At 64.4% G+C, this 16,726-nt stretch carries 10 protein-coding genes; all 10 read right to left on the bottom strand.

Annotation, left to right across the window (positions count from 1 at the left end; all coding sequences use genetic code 11):
* Positions 1-50: 50 nt before the first annotated feature.
* Positions 51-3,263, bottom strand: coding sequence for a multidrug efflux RND transporter permease subunit (locus DVS29_RS30575; protein ID WP_118184269.1), 3,213 nt, complete (start codon positions 3,261-3,263; stop codon positions 51-53).
* 12 nt (positions 3,264-3,275) lie between these two features.
* Complete coding sequence (locus DVS29_RS30570; RefSeq protein WP_240655866.1) at positions 3,276-3,824, bottom strand: GNAT family N-acetyltransferase; 549 nt, start codon at positions 3,822-3,824, stop codon at positions 3,276-3,278.
* A gap of 60 nt (positions 3,825-3,884) precedes the next feature.
* Positions 3,885-4,439, bottom strand: coding sequence for a GNAT family N-acetyltransferase (locus tag DVS29_RS30565; RefSeq protein WP_118184267.1), 555 nt, complete (start codon positions 4,437-4,439; stop codon positions 3,885-3,887).
* A gap of 35 nt (positions 4,440-4,474) precedes the next feature.
* Positions 4,475-5,836: a TldD/PmbA family protein gene (locus DVS29_RS30560; RefSeq protein ID WP_118184266.1), complete on the bottom strand. Its 1,362-nt coding sequence runs from the start codon at positions 5,834-5,836 to the stop codon at positions 4,475-4,477.
* Positions 5,836-7,269, bottom strand: coding sequence for a TldD/PmbA family protein (locus tag DVS29_RS30555; protein ID WP_118184265.1), 1,434 nt, complete (start codon positions 7,267-7,269; stop codon positions 5,836-5,838). Before DVS29_RS30555 ends, DVS29_RS30560 begins: the two co-directional genes overlap by 1 nt.
* Positions 7,270-7,283: 14 nt before the next feature.
* On the bottom strand, positions 7,284-8,972 hold the full coding sequence (locus DVS29_RS30550; protein ID WP_240655865.1) for an ABC transporter ATP-binding protein: 1,689 nt from the start codon (positions 8,970-8,972) through the stop codon (positions 7,284-7,286).
* A 2-nt stretch (positions 8,973-8,974) separates the two neighbouring features.
* A complete protein-coding gene (locus DVS29_RS30545; protein WP_118184264.1) occupies positions 8,975-10,087 on the bottom strand; it encodes an ABC transporter permease in 1,113 nt (370 codons plus the stop codon).
* Positions 10,041-11,093 (bottom strand): microcin C ABC transporter permease YejB, encoded by a 1,053-nt coding sequence (locus tag DVS29_RS30540; protein ID WP_118184263.1) that lies wholly within the window; start codon positions 11,091-11,093, stop codon positions 10,041-10,043. The genes DVS29_RS30545 and DVS29_RS30540 overlap by 47 nt, the downstream gene beginning before the upstream one ends.
* 16 nt (positions 11,094-11,109) lie before the next feature.
* Positions 11,110-13,011 (bottom strand): extracellular solute-binding protein, encoded by a 1,902-nt coding sequence (locus tag DVS29_RS30535; protein ID WP_118184301.1) that lies wholly within the window; start codon positions 13,009-13,011, stop codon positions 11,110-11,112.
* Between the two features lie 213 nt (positions 13,012-13,224).
* Positions 13,225-16,002, bottom strand: a complete 2,778-nt coding sequence (locus tag DVS29_RS30530) for a TonB-dependent receptor (protein WP_118184262.1) — start codon at positions 16,000-16,002, stop codon at positions 13,225-13,227.
* Positions 16,003-16,726: the final 724 nt, after the last annotated feature.

Raw genomic sequence — 16,726 nt, 5'->3', positions numbered from 1 at the left:
CATACGAGGCGGTTTCGCCGTAAGCAATGGGGTGAATCGAGGAGGCCAGATCAGCTCAAATCGACACCAGATTCCGATTCAGCCGCTTCACGAGAACCACCGTCTTCGTCGTCATCACCCAGCACGACCGTGCGCATCCGACCTTCCGGCGCCATCCGCTCCCGTCCGCCAAACCCCGCGATCACCCGGAACGCGACCGGCGCGAACACGAGCCCGAACAGCGTCGCGGCCAGCACGCCGCCAAACACGCCGGTGCCGATCGAACGCCGGCTTTCGGCGCCCGCCCCGCTCGCCCAGACGAGCGGCACCACGCCGAGCAGGAACGCCGCCGACGTCATCACGATCGGCCGGAAGCGCGCCGCCGCCGCATCGCGCACCGCGCGGCTCAACGGCACACCGCGCGAAGCGAGTTCGCGCGCGAACTGCACGATCAGGATCGCGTTCTTGGCGGACAGTCCAATCACCGTGATCATGCCGACCTTGAAGTACACGTCGTTCGGCATGCCGCGCAACTGTGCCGCGGCAAGCGCGCCGATCACGCCGAGCGGCACCACCATCAGCACCGCGAATGGAATCGTCCAGCTTTCGTACAGCGCCGCGAGCACCATGAACACCGCCAGCACGGAGAGACCGATCAGCAGCGGCGTCTGCCGCGCCGCTTCGTTCTGCTCGCGGGCCGCGTCCACCCAGTCGTACGCGACGCCTTGCGGCAGCGCGGCCGCGAGGCGCTCCATTTCCGCCATCGCAGCGCCCGAACTCGCATTGCGCGCCGGCCGGCCGCTTACGTCGAGCGACGGGTAGCCGTTGTAGCGGTTCAGCATCACCGGGCCCACCGTCCAGCGCTTCGTGATGAACGACGACAGCGGCACCATCGCACCCGACGTGTTCGGCACCGCCATCGCGAGCAGATCGTCCGCGCTCATCCGCGACGGCGCATCGGCCGCGACCAGCACGCGGCGCATCCGGCCGCCCGCCGGAAAATCGTCGACGTAGTTCGAGCCGAACGTGCTGCCGAGCAGATCGGCCACGTGATCGAACGGCACGCCGAGCGCATACGCCTTCGCGCGGTCGACGTCGAGTTCGACGCGCGGCGCGTCCGGCAGATCTTCCGCGTGCACGTCGGTCAGCAGTGAGTCTTTCTTCGCCGCGTCGAACAGTTGCTGACGCGCGGCTTTCAATGCGTCGACACCGATCCCGCCGCGATCTTCGAGACGGAACGTGAAGCCTTCCGAATGCCCCATTCCCGGCACCGACGGCGGCAACTGCGCATCCACTTCACCATCGACGATCTTCGCGAACTGCTCGTTAAGCCTGTCCTGCAATTCAGTGGCGCTGACCGTGCGCTTCGACCAGTCCTTCAGATCGACGAACGCCATCGCGACGTTCTGTCCACTGCCGACGAAGCTCCAGCCGATCACGCTCGTCACGTTCGCGATCGCGGGCTGTGCATGCAGCAGCGTTTCGACGCGCTTGACGACCGCGAACGTGCGTTCCTGCGTCGAACCAGGCGGCAGCTGGATCATCACCTGCAATTGCCCCTGGTCCTCGATCGGCAGGAAGCCGCCGGGCATGCGCCAGTACAGCAGACCGCCCACCACGAGCAGCACCACGTACACCGCAATCACGCGGCCCACACGCCGCACGGTGCGAGCCGTGAGCCAGCGGTAGCCGAGCGCGGCGCGCTCGAAGCCGCTCGCGAAACCGTCGGCGAAACGCGCGCCGACGCGTTTGCGCGAGCCCTTTCGCGCCGCGTCATCGTGACGGCGCGGCTTCAGCAGATTCGCGCACAGCGCCGGCGTGAGCGAGAGCGCCATGGACGACGACACCAGCATCGACGCGATCATCGTGACCGCGAACTGCCGGTAGATGCCGCCCACGCCGCCTGGAAAAAACGCCATCGGCACGAACACCGCGGTCAGCACCGCGCTCACGCCGACGATCGCGCTGCCGATCTGCTTCATCGCGCGGCGCGTTGCATCGCGCGGCGACAGATGCGCTTCGTCCATCACGCGGTGCACGCTTTCGACGACGACGATCGCGTCGTCGACCAGAATGCCGATCGCCAGCACGAGACCGAACATCGTGAACACGTTGATCGACAGATCGAGTTCGTTCATCGCGACGAACGCGCCCATCAGCGTGACGGGAATCACGACCGCCGGCACCAGCGCATAGCGCAGCTCGCGCAGGAACAGCCACATCACGCAGAACACCAGCACCACCGCTTCGAGCAGCGTCAACACCACTTCACGGATCGCGATGTCCACGAAGTGCGCGCTGTCGAACGGCACCTCCACCGAGATACCCGGCGGCAGGCGTTTTCTGAGCTCGTCGAGCCGCGCATGGATCGCCTCCGATGTAGCCAGCGCATTGCCGCGCGGCCCGAGCTGAATGCCGACCGTCGCGGCCGCACGACCGTTCAGGCGCGAGTAGAACTCGTAGTTGTCGCGGCCCACTTCGATCCGCGCCACATCGGCAAGCCGCACTGCCGAGCCATCCGGCTTCGCCTTCAGCACGATCTGGCCGAACTCGCGCGGCGTCATCAGCTGGCCTTTCACGTCGACCGAAGCCGTCAGCTGCTGACCGTCGACGAATGGCGCATCGCCGATCGTGCCTGCCGTCACCGCCGCGTTCTGCGCACTGATCGCCGCCGTCACGTCGGATGCGCCCAGGCCGAATTCACGCAGCTTCTGCGGATCGAGCCAGATCCGCAGCGCTTCGTCCGCATCCCACAGTTCCGCGGAGCCGACGCCCGGCGTGCGCTTGAGTTCGCGCAACAGGTAGCGGTTCAGGTAGTCGCTCAGCTGCGCGGAATCGCGCGTGCCGTCGGTCGACGTGAGCGCGACCAGCATCAGGAATGTGTTGGCCGCCTTGAACACCGCGATGCCCTGCTGCGTGACCTGTTGCGGCAACCGCGGCTCGACCTGCTTCAACCGGTTCTGCACGTCGACCATCGCCATGTCGGGATTGGTGCCCGGCGCGAACGTCACGTCGATTTCGATGTCGCCTTGCGCGTCGCTCGACGTCTCGTAGTAAAGCATGTTGTCCGCGCCATCGAGGCTTTCCTCGATGATGCTGCCGACGTCGCTATCGACGGTCTCCGTCGATGCGCCCGGATACGTGGTCGCGATCACGACGCGCGGCGGCGCCAGGCGCGGATACTGCGCAACCGGCAGTTGCGGAATCGACAGCACGCCCGCGACGACGATCGCAAGCGCGACGATCCACGCGAATACCGGACGGTCGATGAAGAATGACGGCACGTCGCGCTCCGCTCAGGCGCTCGCGAACGCGGGCGCGTCGGCGAAGCGGGCCAGGTGGAGCGCGTCGGCAAGCACGCCGTCGCGCATTGCGTAGCCGCGCGAGCGTCCTTCCTCGACGAAGCCGAAACGCTCATACAGGGCGATCGCCGCGGCGTTATCGGCGAACACGGTCAGCTCGATGCGCCGCAATCCGAACGACTGGTCGGCGCAATCGAGCAACGCTTTCAGCAGCGCTGCGCCAACGCCACGCCGCTGATACTCGTCGTGCACCGCGAGTGCAATGGAAGCGCAATGCGCGCGGCGCGGCGGCGCAGGTTCGAGCAAAGCGTAGCCGACCACCTGCGCGTCGACCGTCGCGCACAGCGCGATCGTGTGCTTTGGCAGCTTGTCGAAGCGCTGCTTCATCGCGTCGGCCGTGAGATGCGGGATCATCAGCATTTCGCGGTACACGGCGCGGCGGTTCGCGATCGCCGCGATCGCCGCGAGATCCGTCCCTTCGATCACGCGCACGGCAATACCCGCTGCTTCGCGCGGCGCGGCATCTATCGAAGACGGTGACACGTTCCCGCTTGCTTTCATATCGATTGCTAAAGATTGACTGGCGAATCGCCGCGACGAAATTCAGGCGGCCGCGAACGGAGCACCTGGACGCAGGCGCGCCATCAGCAGACCATCGATGAACACGCCATCGCGCAACGCTTCGCCGCGTATGTGCGCTTCGACTTCGAAACCGAACTTACGATACAACGCGAGGGCCGCTTCATTGTCAGCGAAAAGCCGTAGTTCCACGCGTCGCAAACCGAGCCAGTTATCCGCGATATCGAGCAGCTCGGTCATCAGCCGGCTACCGACACCGCGCCCGTGCCACGCCGCATGCACGCCCATGCCGATTCCACCCGCGTGCGCACGGCGCCCCGTGAACGGCGTGAGCTCCGCGCTGCCAAGCAACATGCCCTCCAGTTCCGCGACCAGCGCGATGCTGGGCGGCGTGCCCAACCGCTCGATCCACGCACGGATACGTTCCAGCGACACGTAGGGCAACCCCGCGCTGCCCGGATGAAATACCGCCGGATCCGCGCGCATCGCCTGCAACTGCTCCGCGTCGGTCAACTGAACCGCGCGAACCACGACGCCCTCGGGAAGGGCCGCGCGCTCTTTCGTTGTTGTCGTATTCATCGTTCTACGGCCATGGTCGAAGCGGAACGGTTGGGTCAGAGCGTCAGTTCGAAACTCCTCACGAGGATGCCGGGTAGCTGTTCGCCGCCCGTCGAACGTTCGCCGTAGGTCGAGTCGTTCAGCAGCAGTTCGGGTTGTGCGCCGATCTGCTCGAGCTGATCGCCTAGCAGCCGATACAGGCTGTCGTCGAAACGCATCGCCTCCACCGGCGCGACGATCTTGCCGCCCTCCACCCAGAACGTCGCGAAGCGCGTCATGCCGGTCAGCCGGCAGTTCATCCGGTCCGAGACGTTCACGTACCAGAGGTTGCCGATGTAAAGCCCGGTATCGAGCGCGGCGAGCACGTCGGCGTCCGCCAGCGTGCCTGGCTGCATCGATAGTGCGACCGGCGCTTCCTGTTCGAGCGCGCCGTTCGGCTGCAATCCGTATTCGCGTGCGCTGCGGGCATTCGTCAGCACATCGGCACCGCGCCCTGCCTGCACGAGATTAACGCTGTCGCGCAGATAGCCCTCCTGATTGAAAGCCGGCGTAATGCCCAGCTCGAGCGATTCGGCAAGCGACACGCGCGCATCGAGCGCGACCTCGCCCGCGTACAGCTTGCGCAGCACGCTTTGCGAGGTGGCTTTCGCGCGCGCCGAAAAACCGTTCCAGCTCGCGACGGACAACAGTTCGGCCAGCGCAGCGGGTGCAATCCATGCGCGATAGCCGCCGGGTTTCAGACTATGCGGCGTGCGCGACAGAATCGGCAACCGCTCCGCAGCTTCGCCGAGCTTCGCGGCGAACACGTCGTCGCGCCAGTCGTCGCCGGCATAGGTCGTCTTGATTGCGCGGCCGCTCGGGTCGTACAGCGACCAGCTGAAATTGAAGTTGCTGACTTCGTACCAGCCGCGGCTGCCGAGCGACGAAGCGAAGCCGCGTGCAAGCGTGCCGCCGGCATAGAAGCCGACGAAATCAAAACCCTTCGCGCATTCCGCGACCATACGGATCAACGCGCCCGGCTCGGGCAACCGGCCATCGCGCGTCGACGTGCGCTGCCATGAAGTCGTGTCGAACAGCAGATGCGGATCGTCGGCGGCATCGCGCAGACCGTCGCGCAACGTGCCAAGCGCATCGGTCAGATCGCGCAGATCCGCCGCGGCGTCGCCGCTCACGGTGAAGCTCGACGACGCCTGCCGCTGGCCATCGATCAGGCGCAGCGTCAGCGTGCCCTGCGATACGTGGCCGATCTGCCGCACCTTGCCGGCGTTGAAGCGGATGAAGTCGGAATGCTCCGCCGCGAACGACAGCAACGTGGTTTCGCTCGCGGACAGCAGCCGCTCCAGCTGGTGCGCGAGTGTATCGAACTGCGCGTGCCAGCCCTGCAACCCGGACGTGCGCGCTTGCAAAGCATCCGTCATCAGGCGCCTCCGAATACGTCGACGTTGCTGAACACGCAGGCCGGCGACGCGTGGCCGACGCGGATCACCTGGGCCGGCTCGCCCTTGCCGCAATACGGCGTGCCGTACACGCCGCGCGTATCCGCGTTGCCCACCGCGGACAGGCTGCGCCAGAAGTTCGCCGAGATGCCGCGATAGTTGGGCTGGCGCACCACCTGGGTCAGCTTGCCGTTTTCGATCAGCTGGCCGAACTCGCAGCCGAACTGGAACTTGTTGCGATGATCGTCGATCGACCACGACGTATTCGAACGCATCACGATGCCGTGCTCGATGTTGCCGATCATCTCGTCGAGCGTCTGCGTGCCGGGTTCGAGATTCAGGTTCGCCATGCGGTCGATCGGCGCGCGGTTCCAGCCTGCCGAGCGCGCATTCGCGACCCCGGGCATGTTCGCGCGCTGCTGCGACAGCGCACCGCCGAGCGGACGTTCGAGCACGCCGTTGCGGATCAGGTATTCCTTCTTCGCGGCGCTGCCGTCGTCGTCGAACGCATAGCTGGCTGCCTCTTCGCGCAGCTCGGGGTCGAACGTGATGTTGAGCAGCTCGGACCCGTAGCGATACGAACCGAACATCTCCGGCTTCACGAAGCTCCAGCCCGCAAAATTGCGTTCGTCGCCGAGAATGCGGTCCAGCTCCAGTGGATGGCCGATCGATTCATGAATCTGCAGCATCATCTGGTCCGGCATCAGCAGCAGGTCGCGCGGACCCGACGGGCAGTTCGGCGCGGCGAGCAGTTGCAGCGCCTCGTCGGCAAGACGCGCACCGGCGCCGTGAAAGCGATGCTGCGCGAGAATCTCGATGCCGCCCTGCGCGAGCGTCGCGTATGCGCCGAGCGTTCGCACCTGGGTGAGGCCGTTCGCGTGCGCGGCCACGCTCATCTGCGGCATCACGAAGCGGTACTGCTGGTCGATGCGCACACCGTCGCCCGTCAGATACAGCTGGTCGCTGTGGATGATGCGCATCGCGGCGCTGCGTTCCACGATTCGCGCATCGAGCGCCGCGTTCGCGCATTCGTGCGCGAGGCGATCGATCCATTCGCGCCGCGACGGCAACGGTGTGACGAGATTCGGCGACGCATAGCGGCCGCTATCGGCAGGGCGACGCACTTCGCGATGATCGATCAGCGAAACACCCGCGCTCGCTTCCGCACGCTGCGTGGCGAGCGCGAGCGCCGCCTGCAGCCCTTCGGCGGAGAGGTTCGCGGTGGCCGCGTAGCCCGCGCCCGCGCCGACCCACGCGATCAGCATCGCGCCGCGATCGCGCGACGTGCTCAGCGGCTGCGCGACGTCGTTGCGGACCTCGTGGTCTTCCGTGACTTCATCGACGATGCGCAGCGACCAGAAATCCGCGCGGCAGTGCAGCGCGCCGGCCGCCCTCACCCATCGTTCATCGATCATGCGATTCGCTCCCGCTAGCTGGAAACAGGCACCGACGTGGGCATCGATGCGAGCGCGGCGATCGCCGCCCGCTCCGACATCATCATCGACGACGCGAGCAACGACCGCGTGTAAGGATGCGTCGGCGCATCGAGCACGTCGAGCGTCTCGCCGGATTCGACGACACGCCCCGCCTTCATCACGATCACGCGGTGCGCCATTGCGCGCATCACGGCGAGATCGTGCGTAATGAACAGATAACTCAGCTGGTACTTTTTCTGCAGGCCCGTCAGCAGCGTCAGCACCTGCTTCTGGATCGACACGTCGAGCGCGCTGGTGGGCTCGTCGAGCACGATCAGTTCCGGCTCCACCGCCAGTGCGCGCGCAATCGCGATCCGCTGCCGCTGACCGCCGGAGAACTCGTGCGGATAGCGCAGCATCGATTCCGCCGGCAGTCCCACCTCTTCGAGCAGCGACGCGATGCGGCCGCGGCGCGCATTCCCATCATACTGTGGACGGTGCACGCGCAGGCCCTCGCCGATGATCTGCTCGATCGTCATGCGCGGCGACAGCGACGCGAAAGGATCCTGAAATACGACCTGCATCTTCGCGTACAGCGCGCGCCGCGATGCGCCGGTTTTCGGCGTCGCGAGCGGTATGCCGTCGATATGAATCTCGCCTTGCGCGGCGCGTTGCAGGCCGAGTACGGTGGACGCGAGCGTCGACTTGCCCGAGCCCGATTCGCCGACGATGCCGATCGTCTCGCCACGACGCAGCGTCAGATCGACGTCGTGCACCGCGCGAAACGTCGAGCGGCCGAACAGCGACCGCCAGCCCTTCACGCCGACGCTGTAGTCGACCGCGACGCCCCGCACGTCGAGAATCTCGCGCGCATCGTCTTCGACCGGATCGATCGCGCGTTGCGGATCGCTGTCGAGCAGCCGCTGCGTGTACGGATGCTGCGGGTTCGAGAACAGCGCGTTCGTGGTGTTGGTTTCGACGAGCACGCCCTTCTCCATTACCGCGACGCGCTGCGCGAAGCGGCGCACGAGGTTCAGGTCGTGCGTGATCAGCAGCACGGCCATGCCGCGCTTTGCCGCTTCCTGTTCCTGCAGCTCGATCAGCAGGTCGACGATCTGCTGACGCACGGTGACGTCCAGCGCGGTGGTTGGTTCGTCGGCGAGCAGCAGACGCGGCCGGCACGCGAGCGCCATCGCGATCATCGCGCGCTGACGCTGGCCGCCCGAAAGCTGATGCGGGAAGCTGTCGATACGGCGCTCCGGCTCGGGAATACCGGTGCGGCGCAACAGTTCGATGCCGCGCTCACGCGCCGCGTTCGGCCGCATGCCTTCGTGCAGGCGCAGGCTTTCCGCGATCTGCTGACCGATCGTGTAGAGCGGATTGAGCGCCGTCATCGGCTCCTGAAACACCATCGCCACATCCGCGCCGCGGATGCCGCGCATCTGCTGCTCGGTCTTCTGCACGAGGTCTTCGCCGTCCAGCAGCAGACGCCCCGACAGCGTCGCATGCTCGACCAGGCGCAGCACGGAGAGCGCGGTCACGCTCTTGCCCGAGCCCGATTCGCCGACCAGCGCAACACGCTCGCCACGCCCGATCGCGAGATTCAGATTGTCCACCGCGACCTTGTCGCCAAAGCACACCGAAAAGTTTTCGATGGAAAGCAGCGGGCGCGCCGCGTCGCTCGTCATGTCTTGCGGTTTCATCGTCACTTGCCGCCTCCGAATGCGGAACCGCGCGCACGCGTATCGAGCGCGTTACGCAGCGCGTCGCCCATGAAGGTCAGCAGCAGCAGCGTGATCACCAGCGCGGCGAATGCCGAGATCGAGATCCACCACGCGTCCAGATTGTTTTTGCCTTCCTGCAGCAGCTCGCCGAGACTCGGCGTCGGCGGCGGTACACCCAGCCCCAGGAAGTCCAGCGACGTGAGCGACAGGATCGCCGCACTCATCCGGAACGGCAGGAACGTGATCACCGGCGTCAGACTGTTGGGCAGCACGTGGCGCCAGATGATCTGCCAGTTCGACAAGCCCATCGTGCGCGCGGCCTTCACGTAGTCGAGCGCGCGGTTGCGCAGGAACTCGGCGCGCACGTAGTCGGACAGCACCAGCCAGCCGAACATCGACAGCAGGATGAACAGCAGCCACAGCGACGGTTCGAAGATCGACGCAAAGATGATCAGCAGGTACAGGTCCGGCATCGAACTCCAGATTTCGACGAGCCGCTGCCCGATCAGATCGGTGCGCCCTCCGTAGAAGCCCATCAGCGCGCCCGACAGCACGCCGAGCACAACGCCCGACACGGTGAGCGCAAACGCCATCAACACCGACAGCCGGAAGCCGTACAGCAGACGCGACAGCACGTCACGGCCGAACTGGTCGGTGCCGAGCCAGTTGCTCGACGACGGCGGCGCCGGATACGGGTGCGCGGCGAAGTAGTCGATCGTGTCGTAGTGGTAGTGATTCGGCGGATAGATCGCGAAGTTGCCGTGACCGTCGAAGCGCGAACGGATGAACGGATCGAGGTAGTTGGTCTTTGCCGGGAAATCGCCGCCGAACAGCGTCTCGGGATAGTCCTTCACGATCGGGAAGTAGTAGTGCCCGTCGTAGCGCACCACCAGCGGCCGGTCGTTCGCGAGCACTTCGCCGAGCAGGCTGATCGCGAACAGCGCGACGAAGATCACGAGGCTCCAGTAGCCGAGACGTTGCGCGCGAAAACGCCGCCACGTTCGCCGCCACGGCGACGGCGAGGTGACATGCGCGAGCGCGTCCACCTTAGTGGTCCAGGCGGTGGAATTGGATGCGGGGGTCGACGAGGACATAGCAGACGTCAGCAATGAGTTTGGTGACAAGGCCGATCAGCGTGAACAGAAACAGCGAACCGAGCACGACGGGATAGTCGCGGCGGATCACCGAGTCGTACGACAGCTGGCCCATGCCGTTCAGCGAGAACAGCGTTTCGATCAGCAGGTTGCCGTTCAGGAATGCGCCGACGAACGCGGCGGGCAAACCCGTCAGCAGCGGAATGGCCGCGTTGCGCAGCACGTGCTTCCACAGCACGTCGTGCTCGGGCGCGCCCTTCGCGCGCGCAGTCAGCACGTACTGCCGGCCGATCTCTTCGAGGAACGTGTTCTTCGTGAGGATCGTGACGATCGCGAAGTTTCCGACCACCGAAGCGGTGACGGGCAGCACGATGTGCCACAGGTAGTCGAGCACCTTGCCGAACGCGCTCAGGTCCTGAAAGTTGTCCGACGTGAGGCCGCGCATCGGGAACACCTGCCAGAAGGTGCCGCCGCCGAACAGCATCAGCAGCAGCACGCCCAGCACGAAGCCAGGAATCGCGTAACCCGCGAGCACCAGCACGCTCGTGACGGTGTCGAAGCGCGAGCCGTTTCGCACCGCTTTCGCTATACCGAGCGGCACCGATATCAGATACGTGAGTATCACGGTCCACAGCCCGAGCGTGATCGACACCGGCATGCGCGAGCGGATCACGTTCCATACCGTGTCGTGCTGGTAGTACGACTCGCCGAGGTTGAAGGTCGCGTAGTTCTTCAGCATCGTGAGGTAGCGCGTGAGCGGTGGCTTGTCGAAGCCGAACTGCTTCTTGATCTGTTCGATCTGCTGAGGATCGACGCCCTGGCTGCCGTGATAGCCGCCGCCGCCCGACCCCGTCTCTCCGCCACGGCCGGCGCCGTGGCGGAGTTGCATCATCACCTGTTCGACCGGCCCACCCGGCACGAACTGCGTGACGACGAAGGTCAGCGTGACCACGCCGATCAGGGTGGGCACCATCAGCATCAGGCGCCGAAGGATGTAGTTGAGCATGAGATGTCCTCCGCTTTCAGTGCGTGCCGGATGCGTTCGCCGCATTCGGACCGGCAGCGGACAATGCCGCGGGCGTCTTCTTGTACCAGTAGTCGACGAGATAGTCTTCGGCCTGGTACGAAGCGGGCGCGATCTTCGGGAAGCCCAGCGTCGTCTTGTAGCCGATCCGCGAGTTCGGCGCGTAATACTCCGGCACCAGCAGATACGTGTTGATCAGCACGCGGTCCAGCGCGCGAACCGCGGTTTGCAGATCGTCCATCGTATTGGCCGAGAGCGCGGCGCGGATCAGTGCATCCACGGCTTGCGACTTCAAGCCCGAATAGTTTTCCGAACCCGGCTGCGACGCGGCGGCGCTGCCGAAGCGGCGCGTCAGCTCTCCGCCCGGAATCGTGACCGGCGGATAGATGTACGTCGTCATGTCGAACTCGAAGTTATCCATCCGCTTCTCGTACAGCGCGCTGTCCAGTTCACGCATATGCGCCTGGATGCCAAGAATGCCGAGCGCCTGCATGTACGGCAGGATCAGCCGGTCCATACCGGGCTGGTCGTCGATGATCTCGATCGTCATCGGCGTGCCGTTCGCGTCGCGCAGCGCGCCGTCGCGATAGTGCCAGCCCGCCTGCGCGAGCAGATCGCGCGCTTCCTTCAGGTTGTCGCGCAGCGAGTTCGGCGGAATCGTGGTGGGCTGCTTCACCATCGGGCCGAACACCTCGGGCGGCAATTCCGCATGGTACGGCCCGAGCAGCGCAAGCTCCTTTTCGCTCGGCATGCCGGTGGCGGCGAACGGGCTCGCCTCCCAGAAGCTGTTGGTGCGCACGTACTGGCCGTAAAACATCATCCGGTTCATCCAGTCGTAGTCGAATGCCAGCGTCAACGCATGGCGCACCCGCACGTCCTGGAACATCGGCTTGCGCATGTTGATCACCATGCCCTGCATCTGCGCGGGGCCGTCCGGCACGTTCACCTGCTTCAGCAGACCGTTGTTGAAGTTCTTGCCGACGTACTTGCGCGCCCACTGCGTCGCGCTGTATTCGACGCGCGCATCGATGTCGCCCGCCTTGAACGCTTCGAGCTGCGTGTACTGGTCGAGGTACAGCTTGAACGTGATGTGCGAGAAATTGAACATGCCGCGGCGGGACGGTAGATCCGCCGCCCAGTAGTTCGGATTGCGGCGGTAGACGATTTCCTTGTCGTTGCGGCGCGATTCGATCAGATACGGGCCGCTCGCGATCGGCTCCACATTCGAGATCTGGTCGAAGGCGGGGCGCGTACCGTCCGGCTTCATCCCCCACTTCGGAGAGAAGATCGGCAGGTCGCCCGCGATCAGCGGCGCGTCGCGCTCCGGATGCTTGAACTCGAAGCGCACGGTGGATGGGTTCACCACCACCGCGCGCTTGATCACCGCGAACTGCGCGTTGAACATCGGCGACGCCTGCGGGCTCGACAGTGTGTCGAACGAATACTTGACGTCTTCCGCGGTGATCGGATCGCCGTTCGAGAAACGCGCGGCGGGATTGATATGGAACGTCGCGGACGTGAGATCGGGCGCGACCCCGACGTCGTCCGCGATCAGCGCGTATTCCGACGCGAGTTCGTCCCAGCTGCGCTGCATCAGCGTATCGAACATCAGGTTCTGGATGTCCGGCGCCGGCGCGCCGCGCACGAGAAACGGATTCAGCGAATCGTAGCTCTGCAGCTCGTTGTAGTTGTCGAACACGAACGAACCGTCGCGTGGTGCGTTCGGGTCCGCGTAATCGAAATGCGTGAAATTGGCCGGATATCTCGGCTGATCGTACTGGGCGATCGACGAACTCGCATGCGCGGGCGAACTCATCGCCATGCACAGCGTCAGCGCGGCCGTGGCCAGGATCGCGGGCGCCCGTATCGAACGCGGGCAGCGCAACTTCACAAGTCTCATCATCTTTCTGCGCAAGGACGCGCACCGGCTTGTGGCCAGCGCACGAGGTTTCCAGCTCCGGATGCAAAGCGGCGCCGCACCGACCGCGTGCGACGCCTCCCGCTGCTACTCGACTGCTTACCGCCTGACAAAAGAGGGCCGCTCCGGGGGTGAATGCGGGGAACCGGAGCGACCCTGGGACACACAAAAGCCTGCTTCTACGACACCTTCAGGTTAGAACTTGTAGGTTGCGCCGATCTGGGCGAAGCGACCGACGAAGTTGTACAGCGACGTGTCGTAGCCCGTCTGGTAATACGGGTAGTACTCGAAGTTCGGATCGAACGGCGGCGCCTTGTTGAAGATGTTGTCGATGCCGCCGTAAATCGTCCAGTGCTTGAAGCCCGTGTACGTTGCCGTCAGGTTGAACACGCTGAACGAACCGATCTGCGTCGGGATACCCGTTGCACCGAACTCCGACTGCAGCGTGGTATCCGCGTACGAACCCGTGTAGTTCCAGGTCAGCGCGGTGTTCCACTTGCGGTCCGGCGACGTCCAGCTGACCGTCGTGTTGCCCTTCCAGCGCGGGAACGAACCGCCGAACGACAGCGCCAGCGAGCTGTTGTTACCCGCCGCATCGGTCGCGCCGCTCGCCAGACCCGGCGTCACGAAGTGCCACACGTACGCCCAGTCCGTGGACAGCGCGAAGGTACCCAGCTTGGTCGGCAGTGCCTGATGGAACGTGCCTTCGAAACCGTCGGTATGCAGGTACGAGAAGTTGACCAGCTGCGAATTCACGTAGTCGATCACGCCCGTGTTCGGGTCGCGCACCACGGTGGCCGGATTGTTCGCGTCGATCGTCGGCTGCAGCGGCGCGATACCGATCACGTTGCTCACGTCGATCTTGTACCAGTCGAAACCGAAGTCCGTGTTACGCGCCGGCGACAGTTCGAAACCGATGTTGTAGTTCTTCGTGCGTTCCGGCTGCAGGTTCGGGTTGCCGTGCATCAGCTCGGCCGCGCTGACGTTCTGGCCATACTGCGCGCTGGCCGGATCCGTATCGATCGCGTTCTGCGAGCCAAGCGACACGCTGCGCGACGATTCGACCATCGTCGGCGCGCGGAAGCCGCGGTTGTACGACGCGTAAGCCGTGAACGCCTGCAGCGGCTGGTAACGCAGTGCGAAGCGCGGCGAGAATGCGCCGCCGAACTGGTTGTAGTGGTCGTAACGGCCGGCCTGGCTGAACGTCAGGTTCTTGATGATGGGAATGTCGATCTGGTAGTACACCGCGGCGACGTTCCGGCTCGCGTCCGCCGATTGCAGCGGAATGCCGGCGATCAGCGTCTGGCCCGTGTCCGTACCGGTCGGGTCCGAGATGAATTCGCTCTGATGCTGGAACTGCGCACCGAAGCCGACGCCGATGTCACCCGTCGGCAGGTGGAACAGGTTCGGCGTCGAAATCGTCGCATCGACGACGTCCAGCTTCGAGATCGCCGAGTACTCGACGTTCTTGAACATGCCGTTCAGACCGTTCGGCGTCGCAGACGGATCCGCGAAATCGAAGCCGCCAGCCAGGAAGTTCTGGTAACCCGTCGTGTCGATCGCGTTCGTGTCCGTGACCGAGATGATGCTCTGCGAGTGACCGTAGCTCGTACCCCAGTTCCACGTACCGTACTTCGACGTATCGAACGAACCCTTCAGTCCCGTCGAGAACGCCCAGAAGTTCGACACCGACTGGATGCCGTTCGGCATGCCCGGGAACGTGTAGTTGAGCGGCGTGGCGACACCGTACGGGTTGTACGGGTTGGTCGCGGAAACCGTGTTGTTCTGCGCGACGAGACCGGTAGCCGGCGAATAGGTCAGCGGCGAGCCAAGACCGCTGACACCCGCGACGTTGCTCACGAGCGAACTCGTTGAGTAGCTGTCCCAGAGGTCGGCGTAAGCCTGGACGTCGTCGTTGATCTTGAACGTGCCGTGAACCTTCACGTTCGCATGTTCGTTCTGCGGCGACAGCGAATCGACGTTGCTGGTGTTATAGCCGCAGGCCGTGCCGGACTGGAACGCGCCCGTGATCGAATTGGACGTCGAGATCGTCTTGCCGCCGTACGGGCACGGGCTCAGCGCCTGCGGACCGTTCGGCGTTTGCCAGTACGACGTCGGCGCGTTGTTCGCATAAGGCCAGTTCTGGTCGGCCGTCGTGCTGCGCTGGCTCAGATCTATGCCGCTCGTGTGCGAATAGCTCGCAGCAGCCGTGACGTTGAAGCCGTCCGACGTCAGGTTGCCGAAGCCGCCGAGCACGTTAAATTTTTCCGTGCCCGCGCCGCCGTGCTGTGCACCGCCGACGCTGCCGTCCAGCTGCAGGCCCTGGAAGTCGTGCTTGGTGATGATGTTCACCACACCGGCGATGGCGTCCGAGCCATACTCCGACACCGCGCCGGTCTTCACGATCTCGATGCGGTCGATCATGTTGAGCGGCAGCGCGTTCAGGTCGACGAACGAGTCGGTGAAGTTCGTGTTCAGTGCATACGGCGCCACGCGCTGACCGTCGATCAGCACCAGCGTGTACTTTTCGCTGAGGCCACGCAGCGCGATACCCGCACCGCCCGGCGCCGTGCTGTACGTATAGTTGTCGCCCCAGCTGCTAGCCGAGTTCGCCGACGTGGAGCGCAGGAAGTCCGACACCGTGGTTGCGCCGCTCGCCTGAATGTCCTTCTGCGTAACGGTCTGCACCTGCTGGAAGCCGGTCTTGTCGGATTGGCGAATCAGCGAGCCGGTCACCTCAAAGCGCTTCAGTTTCTGCACTCCGTTCGAATCAGTTGTCGTCGCGCCGCTCGTGGACGACGCCGCTGCCGGTGCGGCGGCGGCCGCGCCGCTTGCCGCATCCGGCGCCGCTGCCGTCGTACCGTTCGTTGCCGGCTGCGTCTGCGCGAATACGGGTCCCGCAATCGCAGCCGATAGCGCCAGCTCAGCCCAGATTATTCTTCTGATGGCTATCGCCAATGCACGTTGTTTCATGTTTCCCCTTCCCACTTGTCAGTATGGCCACACCCTTGATTCGAAGAGCGGTCTCATGGACCGCTCCGCTCGATAGACGGCTTCGATTCGCCGCATTCCTTCCGGATTGCCCCGCGCGCGACTTCGCGCAATACCGGCTCGCCGCGCAAAGCGCGCGACAATCCAGCAGGAACACCCTGGTATCTTTAGTATCGGACTACTAATTGCATTATCTGGACTTGCACAGCTCGACTGCTTATGCCAGATGGGTGCCGCCTCCGACTTTCTCGATTAGCCGGCGCAAACACACTCTGGGTAATACGTCTCCATCGCAAGCATTCCTTACTAAATGCTTTACGTTACTCTTCGAATTCTTTTCTGCATTCGCGCGCGTCAGCGAAACCACCGCTAACGCGCCGCGCCTGCTCTCCCCGTGCGCCTTCTGGCGTCTTTGCCTGTCTTGCCTGTCTGGTCTTTCCTGTCTTGTCCTGCTTTACTCACCGGCGCATCGCATCGCGCCGTGTGGAAACGCTGCCAAACATTAGCAAGACACAATCCTGTAGTCAAAATTTGTTTGATAAAAACAAATCTTGTTTTTCATCTTAGCAACAGCCCATGCGGGTTCACTTCTATACACGCCGCAACCAGAGAATCGAGTAGGGTGAGGGGTTACCCCCTCAGCCCTCTCACACCACCGTACGTGCGGTTCCGCATACGGCGGTTCAGTTCATGCTCTGGAGGCGAT

The organism is Paraburkholderia phosphatilytica (assembly GCF_003443895.1).
GTDB classification, from domain to species: Bacteria; Pseudomonadota; Gammaproteobacteria; order Burkholderiales; family Burkholderiaceae; genus Paraburkholderia; species Paraburkholderia phosphatilytica.
This window is presented reverse-complemented; position numbering and strand designations above follow the sequence as displayed.